Consider the following 14,783-nt stretch of genomic DNA (forward strand, 5'->3'; position numbering starts at 1 on the left):
GCCGGAGCGAGGTTGCGACACCTCCGCCCGGGGCGGCGCGTTGAGAGGCGGTGAGCCTCCCCCCGAAGAACTTCCGTCCCGACATCGAGGGCCTCCGGGCGGTCGCCGTGCTCCTGGTGGTGCTCGGGCACGCCGGGGCGCCGTGGCTGGCCGGCGGCTACGTGGGCGTGGACGTCTTCTTCGTGATCTCCGGGTTCCTGATCACCTCGCTGCTGCTGCGCGAGGCGGCCGGGGGCGGGATCTCGATCCGGCGCTTCTACGCCCGGCGGGCCCTGCGGCTGCTCCCGGCCGCGGCGCTGGTGCTGGTCACCACGCTGGTCGCGGCCCGGCTGTGGCTGCCCGCGATCCGGATGGGCGAGCTGGCCCGGGACGCGATGTCGGCCGCCGGGTACGTGGCAAACCTGCGGTTCGCCGTCACCGGTACGGACTACCTGAACGCCGACGCGCCGCCGTCCCCGTTCCAGCACTTCTGGTCGCTCGCCGTCGAGGAGCAGTTCTACCTGGTCTGGCCGCTCCTGCTGCTCCTGCCGAAGCGGAAGCCGCTGCTGGTGGCGCTGGTGCTGGCGTCGTTCACGGCCGGGGTGCTGGAGACCGCACGGTCGGCGCCGTGGGCGTACTTCGGGCCGCACGCCCGGGCCTGGGAGCTGGGCGTGGGGGCGCTGCTGGCGGTGTTCGGGGTGCGCCGGGAGAGCCGGCTGCTGGGCGGGGCCGGACTGGTCGCGATCCTGGCGGCGGCGCTGGTGTTCGACGACTCCACGTCGTACCCCGGGATCTATGCTCTGCTGCCGGTCGCGGGCACCGCGGCCGTGCTGGTCGGCGGGTTCCGGCCGCTCGGGGCCGGTCCGCTGCAGGCGGTCGGGCGGCTCTCCTACGGCTGGTACCTGTGGCACTGGCCACTGCTGCTGATCGCCCCGGCCGCGCTCGGCGTCGACTCCTCGCTGCCGCTCGCGCTGCTGCTGTCGGTGCTCGCGCTGGGCCTGGCCTGGGCGACGTATCACCTGGTGGAGAACCCGCTGCGGCACAGCCGGCGGCTGCGCGTCCGGCCGCGCCGGGCGCTCGGGCTGGGCGTCGGGCTGTCCGGGGCGGTGGCCGCGGTCGCGGTCACCATCGCGCTGCTGCCGCACCCGGTGCCGGCCGGCGCGGCGATCCGGGACCTGCGGGCGGCGACCGCGCACGCGGCCGACCCGTACGCGGTGATCACCCGGACCGTGCGGGCCGGCCGGCTCGCCCGGGAGCTGCCGGCGAACCTGACGCCGACGCTGGCCCGGGTGAACGACGACAAGGCCCGGGTCTGGGCGGACGGGTGTCACGTCGAGGCGCCGGTGGTGGTCGCGCCGGGCGGCTGCGTCTACGGCGACCCGGCCTCGCCGACGACCGTGGTGCTGTTCGGCGACTCGCACGCCGCGCAGTGGTTCCCGGCCCTGGAACGGCTCGCGACCGAGCACCGCTGGCGGCTGGTGTCGCTGACCAAGTCGTCCTGCTCGGCGGCCGATCTGCCGCTCTGGCACGACGGGCTGAAGCGGGAGTACACCGAGTGCGCGCGGTTCCGGGCGTCGGCGCTGGCCCGGTTCCGGGCGTTGAAGCCGGCCCTGGTGGTGATCGGGTCGAGCTTCAACTACCGCCCGGTGGACACCACGACCGACGAGGCGGTGCAGTGGCGGGCCGCCTGGCAGCGGACGTACGGCGCGTTCACCGGGATGGGCGCGAAGGTGGCGATGCTCGCGGACACCCCGTACTTCGCCGAGCGGGTGCCGGTCTGTCTGGCCCGCCAGGCCCGGCTCAAGCGGATCAACCGGTGCGGGTTGAGCACCGCGGCGGCGCTGCGCGGGCCGGTCCAGCGGAGCGTCGTGGCCGGCTTCACCACGGTCACCGTGATCGACCCGGTGCCGTGGCTCTGCGGCACGTTCTGCCCGCCGGTGATCGGCAACGTGCTCGTCTACCGGGACTCCAACCACCTGACCACGACGTACGCCCGGACCGTCGCGCCGCTGCTGGACCGGGCGCTACCGCAGCAGATCGGCTAGCGACGGCGGGCTGAGCCGGTCCACCACCACGGTCCGTTCGGTGTGGTGGTCCCGGCACAGCTGCGCCAGCCGCTCGGCGAGCAGGTCGTCCCAGGCCCGGTCCGGCCGGTGCCGCTCCCAGGTGGCCCGGTCCGGCAGGTACTCCATCAGCACCCCGAGCTTGCGGAACAGGGCGAACGCCGGATCGTCGGTCAGCACCACCGGCCGGTGGTCCGGCGTCACCAGCAGCCGCTGGTTGACCGTCACCAGGAAGTCGCGCAGTCCGTCGTGGTCCAGGCCGAGGGCCACGTACAGGTGGGCCGGCCGCCGCTTCGCGGCCGGCGGACGAGAGGCCTGCTCCGGTACGACCGGCACGCCCGGCCGGAGTCGGCGGGCCAGCCCCCGGACCAGCCGCGGTGAGGTGCCGAACGGATCCCGCGCGAACGAGACCAGTGCCCTCCCGAGCCGGTAGGACCCGCTGGTGCGCAGCCGCCGGCTCTTCTCCCGCTCCCCGTCACGCTGCTCGGTGAGCCGGTCGCAGCGGGCCCGCCAGGAGTCGCGCTCCAGCTCGACCGAGCGCATCCGCCCGGTCAGCGCCGCGATCTCCCACTGCATCCGCTCCAGCTCCGGTTTTGTGGATAAATCGGACATGTCGTTCACGCTCCGCTTCGTACGTTGTCCGCGGCCAGCCCTGCCAGCCAGCGCGCGGCGGCCTCCGCGCCGTTGCCGAACCCGAGCTCGGCGCAGCGCCGGGCCAGTTGTCGCCGTACCTCGGGCCGGACCGCCTCGGCCAGCACCCGGTCCAGCTCGTCGCTCTCCGGGTCCTCGACGCACAGCGCCGCGCCGGCCGCCGCGGCGAACCGGGCCCGGGCCAGCTGATCGTCCAGCGACGTGGCCCGGTTCGGCACGAACACCGCCGGCACCCCGAAGGCGAGCAGCTCATGGAAGGAGTTGTAACCGGACGCGCTGACCACCAGGTCCAATCCGCGCAGATACCGGCTGATCGGGTACACCTTGACCACCCGGGCGCCGGGCACCGGCGGCATCGGCTCGGTCGCGATCATCGACTCGGCGAGCAGCACCTGGAACCCGGCCTCGCGCAGGTGCCGGGCGATCCGGCCGACCGGCGACGCGATGTCGTTGATGTTCCCGGCACCGAGCTGCAGCAGCGCCGCCGGACGGTCGTCGGTCAGCCCCAGCGCGGCCCGGGCCTCGGCCGGCTCGGCCAGGTCGGCACGGTCCAGCAGCATGATCGGCTCGACCGCGTGCACGCCGGCCCGGTCCGCCACGGTCGGGCCCTCGTCGGCCTCCGCGGCGAACTCGCCCGGCTCCAGGATGCCGTCGAACGCCGAACCACGGGCGATCCACTCGGCGCCGGTGTCCCGCCGCCACATCGGGCGGCGCACCCAGACCCAGGTGACGTCCGGGCGGGCCGCGGCGGCGGCCACGATGCCCTCGTGCGGGACGCTGTCCACCGCGACGACGGCCGGGCGGTGCAGGTCGACCAGGTGCTCCAGCCGGGACTGCAGGAAGCCGGCCCAGCGCTGCTTGGCCAGGCCGAGCACGGTCCGGGACGGCAGGTACTCGGTGAGGAAGCCCTCCTGGTGGGCGACCGAGGCGCCGTACGACTGGGTCGCGATCACCGCGGGATGCGCCGACGGCAGCCGGCGGCCGATCGCCATCAGGCGGGACAGGTGCCCGAGGCCGGCGCCGTTGTCGCTGAGCAGCAGCACCGGGCGGGGCCGCTCGGCCGGCTCCGGCACGCGGTCCGGCCCGGGCGCCCGGTGCGCGGCCGGGCGGGCGCCGGCGCCCCGGTCGGCGAGCCGGGTCAGGTGCGAGGCGGTGCCGTAGCGGCTCTCGACGAACTCCCGGGCCCGGGTGACCACCCGCCGGTACCGGTCCGGATCCGCCCACAGCTCCCGGACCAGCGACTCCACCCCGGCCGGCGTCGAGTACAGCGCGGCGTCGCCGAAGATCGGGCGGAAGTGCTCGCCGATGATCGCGGGCACGCCGGCCGCCATCGCCTCCAGGATCGTCCGGCCGAACGCCTCGACCAGGTCCGGGTCGTGGAAGTAGACGAAGAAGTCGACGCTCTGCAGGAAGTGCAGCGGGGGCTCGGCGCCGAACGGGACCACCTCCCAGTTCGCCGGGCGCCGGCCCAGCAGCCGGGTGGCGATCTCGCCGCCGCCCAGGATCCGCACCCGCAGGTCCGGCCGGTCCGGGTAGGCCAGCAGCAGCTCCTCGGCGGTGCGCGGCCACTTCACCGGGTCGGCCCGCCCGTGCCGGCCGAGCACCGGGACGTCGTGCGTCTGCCGGGTGCCCGCCGACCACTCGGCGACGTCGATGATCTCGTGCCAGTCCCGCTCGTGGAACGGCGCGCCCGGCACCCGCTGCCGGATCTGCGGGCTGATCGGCGCCCACTCGATGTCCAGCCCGAAATACAGCTCGACCCGGTCCCGCACCTCGTGGAAGTCGTAGTACCGGCGCGGGTCGGCGGCGTCGCCGGGCGCCTGGTTGATCACCATGACGGTGTGGTCGGCGCGCACCCGCGGCACCACCGCCAGGTCCTCGGTGAAGATCCGGGGCTGGCGGATCACCAGCAGGCGGGTGTGCGTCACGGCGTCCGGCGCGGCCAGCTCGGCCAGCCCGTCCCGGAGCAGCTCGGCGATCCGCGGACTGAACGGCAGCCCGTCCCGGTTGTGCGGGGACGGCACGTGCACCAGCACCGTGCGCAGTCCGGCCTCGGCCTGGGCCCGCACCTCGGCCGCGATCGCCGCGGAGTTGCCCCCGGGGTACCGGAAGTCCGAGAGGATCGCCACGTCATGGACGGTCGCGGTCATGATCGTGTACTCCCCGTTGGTCAGGTTTTTCCCTCGGGTAGCAACGACCCGCGGGGTGCTCACGTCACGCCGGGCCGGGGCCGGGCGTTGGGCAGACCATGCGGACGCACATCACCCCCGGCACGTACGGATCCGCCCTGCTCGACCGGCATCTGCGAACGTTGCGCAAGTCCGGCCCGGACGGACCGGCGACCGCGGCGCTGCAGGCCCGCTCGGCGGACGCGCGGGTGCTGCTCGCGTACGCCGCCGGGCTCACCGACCCGCGCGGCCCGCTCCCGGACGACGCCGACCCGTGGGCGGTCGGCGAGCTGGCCCGGGTGATCGCGTGCCAGGACCTCGAGCCGGAGGACCGGTCCGACGGGCTCGCCCTGCTCGACGCGCTGCTGCGCGCCCAGGGGCCGGCCGCGGTCGCGCCGGCCCATCAGGGGCTGCACGCGCAGCTCGGATTCGCCGTCGGACGGGCCGCTGACCTGCTCGAACGGTATCCGCGGGTGCCCCGGCCGATCCGCGAGGCGCTGGGCGTGGACCTGGCCGAGCCGGCGGTCTGGCCGGCCCGCTTCAACGAGCTGCTCCCGGCGCCCGGGCTGACGATCGCCGACGGGGTGGGGCCGCGGTTCGACCGGATCGTGTCCGGGGCGGTTCCCCCGGTGGACGGGCCGCCGGTCACCACGATCGTGACGACGTACCGGCCCGGGCCGGCGCTGCTGGTCACGGTCCGCTCGCTGCTGGCGCAGAGCTGGGCGGCGCAGGAGATCCTGATCGTGGACGACGGCAGCGGGGAGTCCCCGGTCCTGGACGAGGTGGCCGGGCTGGACCCGCGGATCCGGGTGCTGCGGCTCGCGGTCAACGGCGGGACGTACGCCGCCCGCAACGCCGGGCTGGACGCCGCGACCGGCGAGCTCGTCACGTTCCAGGACTCCGACGACTGGTCGCACCCGCTGCGGCTGGAGCGGCAGGCCGATCTGCTGCTCGCCGACCCGGGGCTGATCGCGACCACGTCGGCGGGGATGCGGGTGACCGGGGACCTGGTGATCACCCGGCCCGGGCACGCGCGGCACCGGACGTACAACCTGTCGTCGCTGATGCTGCGCCGGGAGCCGGCGCTGGCCCGGCTCGGTTACCTCGACCCGATCCGCAAGGGCGCCGACGCGGAGTACGTGGAGCGGGCCCGCGCGGTGTTCGGCCGCTCGGCCGTCCAGCACCTGGGTGCCGAGACGCTCGCGCTGATCCGGCTCTCGGCCGGCTCGTTGTCCAGCGCGGACCTGGCGCCCGGCTGGATGCATCCGGCTCGGCAGGCGTACCTGTCGGCGTTCCAGGCGTGGCACACGCGGGTGGTCGCCGGGCGGGAGCCGGGCTTCCGGCCCCGCACGCCCGCGCGCCGCGCCTTCGCCGCACCCCAGCGCCTCACCGCCGCGTCCGATGCTTCCGTGCCCGCTGCTTCCGTGCCCGCTGCTTCCGTGCTCGCCGTCGACCTGGTGCTGGCCGGGGACTTCACCGTGCCGGAGAGCGCCGGGCCGATCCGCGCCCTGCTCGACAGCGTGCCCACCCCGATCGCGCTGCTGCACCTCCCGGCACTCGGCGCCGCGGCTCGCAACCTCGACCCGGACGTCCAGCGGATGATCAACGTGGCCGCGGTGCGGCAGGTCATGCTCACCGATCGGGTACACGCGAAGCTCCTGGTGGTCCGCACCCCGGCCGCGCTGGCCTTCGCCACCGGTCTGCCCAGCACCGTCCGCGCCGATCGGGTGGTGATCGAGGAGGACCCCGCCTGGGTCTCTGCCACCGGCCCGGTCGAAGCCGCCGCGCAGCGCCTGTTCGGCACCGCGCCGGTTTTCCTGCCGCTGCCCAAGACCGTCGATCCACACCGGTGGCGCGCGATCCGCACCGACCCGTCGCCGGACCGCCCGGTCCTCGGCCGCTTTGCCGCCGAGAGCCCGTCCGAGCTGCGCGCTCTGCGGACCATTTTCAAGGACACACCCGATTTCGACGTACGGATCCTGGACCGCACCGCCGAGGCCAAGGCCGCCTTCGGGCCGCGGCCGCCGTTGAACTGGCTCATCTACCAGGCCCCGGACCTCCCCCCGCGGGCGTTCCTCCACCAGCTCGACTTCTACGTGGCCCTCCCGGAGCCCGCCGATTCGCTGGCGGACCTGCTCGCCCCGCTGGCCGCCGGTTGTGTCCTGCTGCTCCCCCCGGAGCGCGAACCGGAGTTCGGCCCCGCCGCCGTCTACTGCACCCCGGCGACCCTCCACCAGACGTTGCGCCGCCTGCACCGCAACCCGTCCCGCTGGTCCACCCAGAGCGCCCGGGGCCGGGACTTCGCCCGCCGCCACCACCACGGCCGCTACGCCGACGCGGTCCTGTCCCTGCTCCGCGAGCCCACCAACCTCCCCCACCCCCGCGCCGCCCACTGACCCCCTCCCCAGCCGGCCGTCCGGGGTACGGCCGTGCGCCCGAAACCACAACGCCGGGCCGCACCACGGACCCCAGCGGCGCCCGCGGATCCGGCCGGCCGCCGGGCTGCTTCAAGGCCCGCGAAGCAGCCCTCGGTCAAGCGGCGGCCGGGACCGCGGGTCGTGGCCGGGCCGGGAGTGACGTGGGTCCTTTGAAACCGCAACCACCCGCGGACGTCGCCCTGGAGGGCTTCGCGTTCAGGGCGCGCCAGCGCCCTGCGAGGCCCGGAAGGGTCCCCGCGGGAGCGACGATCAGTTATTGGCCGCAGCGTAGGCAAAAAAGAATTTGATCTTGATTTAAGACCGGCGGAAATCCGGCAACCAACTGGTGACGTATCGACAACCGTTCAACAATCAACGGGATCGGAGCAGGGCCGAAGGGAACGGTGAACCTGGCAGTGAGCCAGGCGCCGCACTTCGAAAGGGCCCCACTTGCGCTCGCTGTTCCGTCGCCTCGCCGTTGTCGCCGCGCTCGCCCCCGCCGCCGCCCTGGGCGTCACGCTCTTCGCGGCTCCGGCCGACGCCGCCGCGGTCTCCGAGACGACGCTGCAGGCGGACATCGTCAAGCTGACGAACGCGCAGCGGACCGCGCACGGCTGTGCGGCGCTGAAGGTGGACAACCGGCTGATCACCGCGGCTCGCGGGCACAGCGCCGACATGGCGCAGACCGGCGCGTTCAGTCACACCGGGCGGGGCGGCTCGAACTTCGTGGCGCGGGAGAAGGCGGCCGGGTACCCGAAGCCGTCGGCGGAGAACATCGCGTGGGGCTACCGGACCGGCCGGGACGTGGTCAGCGCGTGGATGAAGAGCCCGGGTCACCGCGCGAACATCCTGAACTGCAAGTCGCGGACCGTGGGTGTCGGGGCCGTCTACAGCGAGGGCGGCGCGCCGTACTTCACGCAGGACTTCGGTTACTGAGCGAGTGACCGGATGAGCGTTCCCGCCGATCCCCCTGCGGCGGGAGCGCTCGCACCACCCCCGCACGAACCGGCCCCCGCCGGCTCGTGCCCGGCCCGCGTCCCCGCCGATCCCCCTGCGGCGGGGGCGCGGGCCGTCCGTCAGTCGCCGGTCAGTCGATCCGGGCGGATGACCAGTGTGCTGATCGTCCCGCTGCCCCAGACCGTCACGCAGAGCATCGCCTTGTGGTCGGTGGACAGCATGGTGAACTCGGGCAGGTAGCGCTCGGTGAACAGCTCCCCGAAGCCGCTCCCCAGCAGGGTCGACCCGCTTCCGGCCAGGTCCCACTCGTCGGCCAGGCGGACCCGGGCGAAGGTGTACTCGTTGTACCTGACCTCGCCGAAGCTGACCGCGAGCAGAAGTTCCCGCCGCTCGTCGAGCACGCCGAATTCGGTCGCCATCCGGAACCAGTCGGCGTTGACCTTCGCCACCAGATCCGGATCGTCGGGCTGGAACGCCCGGTCCGAGTCGAATCTCCCGTGCTCCCAGCGGCAACTGGCCGGCGTGTAATAGGGCGGCGGGTTCGGCAGCGGCGGGGTGACCTTCTCCCGGACCCGGTTCAGGAAGATCAGCCCGGCCGGGGCCAGGTCCGCCGCGACATCGGCATCGGTGAGCGCCACCGCGGCAGGCTAGTCGATCACCGCAGGGACAGGTCGGCCGCCCGGTCCAGGACCAGGACCGCGTGCCGGCCCAGCATCTCGTTGGCGCGGGCGAGCCCGTCGACCGTGGACAGCCAGCTCTCGATCGCGGCCTGCTCGTCCTTGCGGTTGGCGTCGTCGAAGACGATCGTCGCGCGGTCGGCGAGGCGCGGGCCGGCGACCGGCAGCGCCGGGTAGCGGCTGTCCGGGCCGACGGCCGCGGGTGGGCCGTCGACCAGCAGGAAGTCGATGTCGTCGAGGTCTTCCAGGACGGCCGGGTCGTACCAGGAGTAGGTCCGGTCGTCGAGCTCGACCGGGGCCAGTGGCGCGTCCCGGACCTCGGCGACGGCGGTCAGGCCGTGGGCGCGGAGCGCGTCGCGGGTGCGGTTGGCGTACTCCGGGTCGTGGTCGAGCGAGATCAGCCGGCCGCCGGTCTGTTCCAGCACGTAGGCGAGCCAGACCGTGGACGTGCCGCTGCCCAGTTCCAGCACCAGCCGCGGCCGGCGGGTGCGCACCAGGAAGAGCAGTTCCAGCAGGTCGGTCGGGTTCAGCGCGTAGTCGCCGGAGGACGGCATCGGCGCGCGCGGCGTGAAGCCCTGGAACAGCTGGACCGTCGCCTCCAGCTCGCGGGGTACGGCGAACCGCAGGTCCCGCACGCCCCGGTCGGCGATCCGCTGCACCCGGGCGAGCGCGTCGGACAGCTCGCGGTGCCGGTCCTCGGTGTCGAGCCGCTGCCGTTCCACCGCGGAGACCACCCGTCGCTGGGTCTGGTCCAGCACCGTGCGCAGGTCGCGGATCTCCCGGCGGTCGGCGCGCATCCCGAGCAGCCGCAGGTTGACCCGCAGCACCCCGGCGACGGCGAGCGCGAGCAGCAGGGCGAGCAGGCAGACCGCGACCCGGGTGCTGCCGAGCGCGGCCGCGAGGGTGGTGCCGGCGACGAGCGCCGCGGTGGCCGCGACGGCGCCGATGGTCAGCGGGCCGAGTTCCCGTACCCGGCCGGCCAGCTTGCGAAGGACCATGAACACCGCCACCTCCCGTGCCTGCGTGCGGCCGCGGGGGCGACCACACTCCCCTAACGGAGCAACTCATCGGGCGTTACGCGCGAGCTCCGCTATCCGATTCGCGAACTTTTCCGGGCTGTGCGCCATCAGCAACGTCGCCCGGTCGTGCCGCCGGCGCTCGGTCGCGAGCGCCGGATCCGCCGAGTAGCGCCGGATCTCCTGGGCGACCCGGTTCGGAGGGACCACGATGCAACCCATCGCCGTGGCGTCGAGCACCGAGCGCGGCGACGCGGACAGGTCCACGTAGAAGTCGAGCTGCCCGAAGAACTCCAGCGGCGTCACCTCGGACGCCCGGTAGACCAGCCGCTTCGCGGGTTGCCGGGGCAGCCGCACGTCGTCGGCGACCCGGATCCGCACGTCCGCGCCGGTCAGCCCGTTCAGCTGCCGCTGGTCGGTCACCTCGGCGCCGACCACCGGGGTCCCCGGCATCCGGAGCCGGCGGGGCGCGACGGACGCCGGAAGCGCGACGGTCGGCAGGTCGAATGCGGTCATGGCGTGGTCCATCAGCGCGGCCCGGACGGCCGGGGACTGCGGGCACCAGAGGGGTGCGACGCCGAACATCTCGACGTCGAAGGCGCCTTGCGGCGCACTTTCCAGGACCACGGCGACGGTACGGGGTACCAGCCCGACCGCCTCCACGGGCGGATGCCGCAGCACCTCGGCCTGCCGGACCAGCAGCAGCCCGCAGCCGACCGTCTCGGTCAGCGTGACCTGCCCGATCCGGCCCGCGTTGACCAGGTCCTGCGCGGTGTGGTGCACCGGCAGCCGCTCGCGCACCGGGCGCCGCCAGTCCTCCAGGTGCAGGATCGCCACCCGCAGTCCCCGGGTGACCAGCGCCTCGATCTCGGCGAGCGCGGACCGCTGGGTCTCCTCCGGGAACCGCCAGTCGGCGGTGACGATCACGTCGTACGGCGCGGTCGTCTCCTGCTCGGAGGCGGACCGCAACAGATGCGCCGGGGCCGGGAACGGGCGACCCGATCCGTCCCGCGGCCGGAAGGCCGCCGCCGTGCCCGCCGCGATCCGGCGATGCCAGGCGAGGTAGGCGGAGCGGTAGACGGCCCGGGCCGGATGGATCCAGTACGGCCGGATCTCGGCCCGGGACAGCGACCCGCCGGAGAGCCGGATCAGCGCCAGGTGCAGCGGCAACCGGCGGACCGCGGGCGCGCCGAACGCCGCGGTGATCCGGTCGATGTACTCGGAGTCGCCGCCCTTGCGGACCACGTCGAGGTAACCGACCGCGGCCAGCACCGCGTCCTTGCGGAACAGCAGGGCGGACGGGTTGAGCTTGCCGCCGCTGCGGCCCAGCCGGGTCAGCGTCAGGTCCTCGGTGACCCGCAGGCCGTCCGACGTGGACGCGACCAGCCCGGGATCCCGCAGCAACGGCGTGACCTGCAGCTCCAGCCGCCGCGGGTGGGACCAGTCGTCGGAGTCCTGAAAGGTCACGAACTGGCCGGTGGCGGCGTCCAGCCCGGCGTTGCGGGCCACGTACGTCCCGGCGTTCGTGGTCTGGCAGAGCAGCCGGACCCGCGGGTCGAGGGCCACCGCCCGGTCCAGGATCGGCGCGAACTCCGGCGGGGACGCGTCGTCGACCACCAGCACCTCCAGGTTCCGCCAGGACTGGCCGAGGATCGACCGGACCGCGGTCAGCAACCCCTGGTCCGGCCGGTACGCGGTGACCACCACGGTGATCTTCTCCGGGCGGTCGACCGGCGCCGGGGCGGCCGTGCACAGCCGGTCGAACGGCGGCAGGTGCTCGCGCCCGTCCAGCCGGATCGCCGGGGCCGGCAGGCCGGCCCGGAACAGCCGCAGCCAGCGGGCCCGGGAGCGGCGCGGATGACGGAACGGGTTGGCCAGGTCGGTGCGGATCTCGTGGCGGACCCGGCGGGGGGCTCGCGTCCGGGCGGAGCGGGTCAGCTGGGCGTGGATCGCGCGCTGCTGGGGCGGGATCCGGCGGGCGCCGATGCGCTCGAAGAGAGCCAGCGCGTCGGCCTGGTCGGTCGGCTCGATGTCCTGCAGCGCGATGATCTGCGCGAGGAGAGCGAGCAGCCGGACGTCGTCCGGGTGCTCGTCATGGGCCGCGCGGGTCAGCTCTTCCCGCAGGCCCACCGCGCGATTGCGGACCGCGGCGGCGACGAAGGCCACCGGATTCTCCACCTGGAACATCGGTGGTCCAACGCGCTCCGGCGCCGCCGGTTACACCGCCGCGAGCACCGCTTGTTCGACCCGGTCCCGCTCGGCCACCGACGACCATGCCCCGACCAGGTAGAACGCGTCCACCACGTCCCCGCCGAGGGTGGAGATGCGGGCCGCCCGGATCTCCGCGCCGGCCGCGTCGAGCGCCGCCGTCACCCGGTAGAGCAGGCCCGGCGAGTCCGCCGAGCGCAGTTCGAGGACCACCGCGTCGGTCGCCGCGGCCCGCTGCCAGATCACCTTCGGCTCGGCGGTGCCGCCACGGGCGCTCATCGCACGGGCGCGGACCCGCTGGGTGACCGAGACGTCCCCGGACGCGACCCGGCGCAGGTCGGCGGTGAGGGCGACCGGATCGTAGGGCGTCCCGTACCGCGGCGACGTGTAGAACTCGACGATCGCCCGCCCGTCCACCGTCGAGGTGTTCGCGGCGACCACGTCCAGCCGGTGCATCGCCAGGCAGGCGGCCACACCGGCGAGCAGGCCCCGCCGGTCGGCCGCGGCCACCGACACCTGGTCGCCGTCCAGGTGCACCACCGGCAGCACCCCGGTGAGCAGCTCCGGATCGGGCTCGGGCGGCTCGGGCAGGGCGCCGGTGTCCAGCGCGGTGTGCACCCGGCGGACCAGCTCGGCCATCAGCCGGCCCTTCCAGTCCGACCAGGCGGCCGGGCCGGTGGCCATCGAATCGGCCCGGGCCAGCGCGTGCAGCAGGTCGAGGGTGGCCGGGTCGCCGACCGCCTCGGCGACCGTGGAGATGGTCTTCGGATCGTCCAGGTCGCGGCGGGTGGCCACGTCCGGCAGCAGCAGGTGCAGCCGGACCATCTTCTCGATGGTGGCCACGTCGGCCGGCGGCAGGCCGATCCGGGTGGCGATGTCGGCCGCGATCGGGGCGCCGACCAGGCTGTGGTCGCCGGGCAGGCCCTTGCCGACGTCGTGCAGGAACGCGCCGATCAGCAGCAGGTCGGGGCGGTCCACCTCCCGGGCGTGCCGGGTGGCCTCGTAGGCGGCCTGCACCAGGTGCCGGTCCAGGGTGAACCGGTGGATCGGGTGGTGCTGCGGCAGGCTGCGCATCCGGGCCCACTCCGGGAGCCAGGCGTCGATCAGGCCGTACCGGTCGCAGGTCTCCCAGGCCGGGAGCAGGCCGGGCCCGGCGCCGAGCAGCGAGACCAGCGCGGCCCGGGCGGAGGCCGGCCACGGGTGCGGCAGCGGCGGGCAGAACGCGGCCAGCCACTCGCAGGTGGCCCGGGCGATCGGCAGCTGCACGGTGGCGGCCGCGGCGGCCACCCGCAGGGACAGGCTGGGGTCGGCGACCGGGCCGATCGCGGTCCGGGCCAGGACCAGCTCGCCGTCCTGCTCGACCACGTCCCGGGCGACCGGGCGGCGGCTCGGGCCGGGCGGGATGCCGGGGCCCCGGCGGCGGCCACCGCGCAGCCGGTCGACGGCGCGCCAGGCGTCGTCGACGGCGTGCGCGACCGTGCGCGCGTCGCCGGAGACCCGGCGCAGCAGGGTGTCCGGGTCCTCGATCTCGAGCAGGCCGGCGACCGCGGCCCGCTCCTGGGCGACCAGCCGGTCGACCCGGCGGCCGACGGCGAGGTGCAGGGCGTCCCGGGTGTCCAGCAGCCGCAGGGTGGCGGCGCGCACCGCGGGGCGCATGGTGTCGGCGATCCCGGCGCGGCCGATGCCGCGCAGCAGGGTCACGTCGCGCAGGCCGCCGGCCGCCTCCTTGAGGTCGCCCTCGAGCAGGAAGGCGAGCTCGCCGTGGCTGGCCCAGCGCGTCTGCGTGATCTCTTTCAACTGCGGCATGAGACGTACGGCCGTCCGCCGCCACTGATCCGCCGCGGCCGCCACCACCTCGGCGGAGAGCGCCGCGTCCCCGGCCACGTGCCGCGCGTCGAGCAGCCCGAGCGCGGCCTTCACGTCGTCGTGCGCGACCGAGAGCACCTCGGGCAGCGTGCGCACCGAGTGGTCCAGGCCGAGGCGGGCGTCCCAGATCGGGTACCACAGCGCCGAGGCGATCCGGTCGATCCCGGCCGTCCCGCGGTGCAGGAGGACCAGGTCGAGGTCGCTGTAGGGGGCGCAGTCCCGCCGGCCGAGCCCGCCCACCGCGAGCAGGCTCACGCCGGGCAGGTGGCTCGGGAACAGCTCTTTGAGCCAGACGTCGAGAGCCGCGGCGCGCTCGTCGCGCGCCGCGGCACCGATGTGTTCGCGGAGCTTGTCGAGCGAGCCACCGGCCGTCGGCCGTGCGGGCGGGGCCGGGGGCTCACTCAACGGGTTGGTCATGTGATCAGAGGGCGTCGAGGCCGCGCTCGCCGGTGCGGACCCGGATGACGTCGTCGACCGTCGTCACCCAGACCTTGCCGTCACCGATCTTGCCGGTCCGTGAGGCGGTCACGACCGCGTCGACGATCTTCTCGACGTCGATCTCGTCCGTGATCACCTCAACCTTGATCTTCGGGAGGAACTCGACGGTGTACTCGGCACCCCGGTAGACCTCGGTGTGCCCCTTCTGCCGGCCGTAACCCTGTACCTCGCTCACGGTGAGCCCAGCGACGCCCAGGGCGTGCAGAGCCTCCTTCACCGCGTCGAGCTGGTACGGCTTGATGACCGCGGTCACCAGCTTCATGCTCAGTCCTTCCAGTTCAGC

At 74.4% G+C, this 14,783-nt stretch carries 10 protein-coding genes; 3 read left to right on the forward strand and 7 right to left on the reverse strand.

The window, feature by feature from the left end:
- Positions 1-50: 50 nt before the first annotated feature.
- Positions 51-2,024 (forward strand): acyltransferase family protein, encoded by a 1,974-nt coding sequence (locus L3i22_RS47645; protein ID WP_221323992.1) that lies wholly within the window; start codon positions 51-53, stop codon positions 2,022-2,024.
- Here the strand turns inward: L3i22_RS47645 and L3i22_RS47650 are convergent.
- Both L3i22_RS47650 and L3i22_RS47655 read right to left on the reverse strand, forming a co-directional pair.
- Complete coding sequence (locus L3i22_RS47650) at positions 2,004-2,654, reverse strand: hypothetical protein (protein WP_221323993.1); 651 nt, start codon at positions 2,652-2,654, stop codon at positions 2,004-2,006. The genes L3i22_RS47645 and L3i22_RS47650 overlap by 21 nt on opposite strands.
- A gap of 5 nt (positions 2,655-2,659) precedes the next feature.
- Positions 2,660-4,843 carry a glycosyltransferase gene (locus L3i22_RS47655; RefSeq protein ID WP_221323994.1) on the reverse strand — a complete coding sequence of 728 codons (2,184 nt, stop codon included), beginning with the start codon at positions 4,841-4,843 and terminating at the stop codon, positions 2,660-2,662.
- Between the two features lie 98 nt (positions 4,844-4,941).
- Between L3i22_RS47655 and L3i22_RS54515 the strand changes: the two genes are divergently transcribed.
- Positions 4,942-7,257, forward strand: a complete 2,316-nt coding sequence (locus L3i22_RS54515; protein WP_221323995.1) for a glycosyltransferase family 2 protein — start codon at positions 4,942-4,944, stop codon at positions 7,255-7,257.
- Positions 7,258-7,728: 471 nt separating this feature from the next.
- A complete protein-coding gene (locus tag L3i22_RS47665; protein WP_221323996.1) occupies positions 7,729-8,214 on the forward strand; it encodes a CAP domain-containing protein in 486 nt (161 codons plus the stop codon).
- Between the two features lie 140 nt (positions 8,215-8,354).
- On the opposite strand, the gene L3i22_RS47670 is transcribed toward L3i22_RS47665, so the two are convergent.
- The 5 genes from L3i22_RS47670 to L3i22_RS47690 all read right to left on the reverse strand — a co-directional run bounded on the left by L3i22_RS47670 (position 8,355) and on the right by L3i22_RS47690 (position 14,762).
- Entirely contained in the window at positions 8,355-8,873 is a 519-nt protein-coding gene (locus L3i22_RS47670) for a hypothetical protein (protein WP_221323997.1), read from the reverse strand.
- A gap of 17 nt (positions 8,874-8,890) precedes the next feature.
- Entirely contained in the window at positions 8,891-9,910 is a 1,020-nt protein-coding gene (locus L3i22_RS47675) for an O-methyltransferase (protein ID WP_255657695.1), read from the reverse strand.
- Positions 9,911-9,976: 66 nt separating this feature from the next.
- Complete coding sequence (locus L3i22_RS47680; protein ID WP_221323999.1) at positions 9,977-12,115, reverse strand: glycosyltransferase family A protein; 2,139 nt, start codon at positions 12,113-12,115, stop codon at positions 9,977-9,979.
- 30 nt (positions 12,116-12,145) lie between these two features.
- Positions 12,146-14,419, reverse strand: a complete 2,274-nt coding sequence (locus L3i22_RS47685) for a [protein-PII] uridylyltransferase (protein ID WP_221324000.1) — start codon at positions 14,417-14,419, stop codon at positions 12,146-12,148.
- 4 nt (positions 14,420-14,423) lie between these two features.
- Complete coding sequence (locus tag L3i22_RS47690; protein ID WP_014694245.1) at positions 14,424-14,762, reverse strand: P-II family nitrogen regulator; 339 nt, start codon at positions 14,760-14,762, stop codon at positions 14,424-14,426.
- Between the last annotated feature and the right edge of the window lie 21 nt (positions 14,763-14,783).

This window comes from Actinoplanes sp. L3-i22 (genome assembly GCF_019704555.1).
In the GTDB taxonomy this organism is placed as follows: Bacteria; Actinomycetota; Actinomycetes; order Mycobacteriales; family Micromonosporaceae; genus Actinoplanes.

Coding starts and splice junctions, on each gene's coding strand:
- L3i22_RS47675 (WP_255657695.1), bottom strand. CDS start 9,910: ATGGTCCTTCGCAAGCTGGCCGGCCGGGTACGGGAACTCGGCCCGCTG.
- L3i22_RS54515 (WP_221323995.1), top strand. CDS start 4,942: ATGCGGACGCACATCACCCCCGGCACGTACGGATCCGCCCTGCTCGAC.
- L3i22_RS47650 (WP_221323993.1), bottom strand. CDS start 2,654: ATGTCCGATTTATCCACAAAACCGGAGCTGGAGCGGATGCAGTGGGAG.
- L3i22_RS47680 (WP_221323999.1), bottom strand. CDS start 12,115: ATGTTCCAGGTGGAGAATCCGGTGGCCTTCGTCGCCGCCGCGGTCCGC.
- L3i22_RS47690 (WP_014694245.1), bottom strand. CDS start 14,762: ATGAAGCTGGTGACCGCGGTCATCAAGCCGTACCAGCTCGACGCGGTG.
- L3i22_RS47685 (WP_221324000.1), bottom strand. CDS start 14,419: ATGACCAACCCGTTGAGTGAGCCCCCGGCCCCGCCCGCACGGCCGACG.
- L3i22_RS47655 (WP_221323994.1), bottom strand. CDS start 4,843: ATGACCGCGACCGTCCATGACGTGGCGATCCTCTCGGACTTCCGGTAC.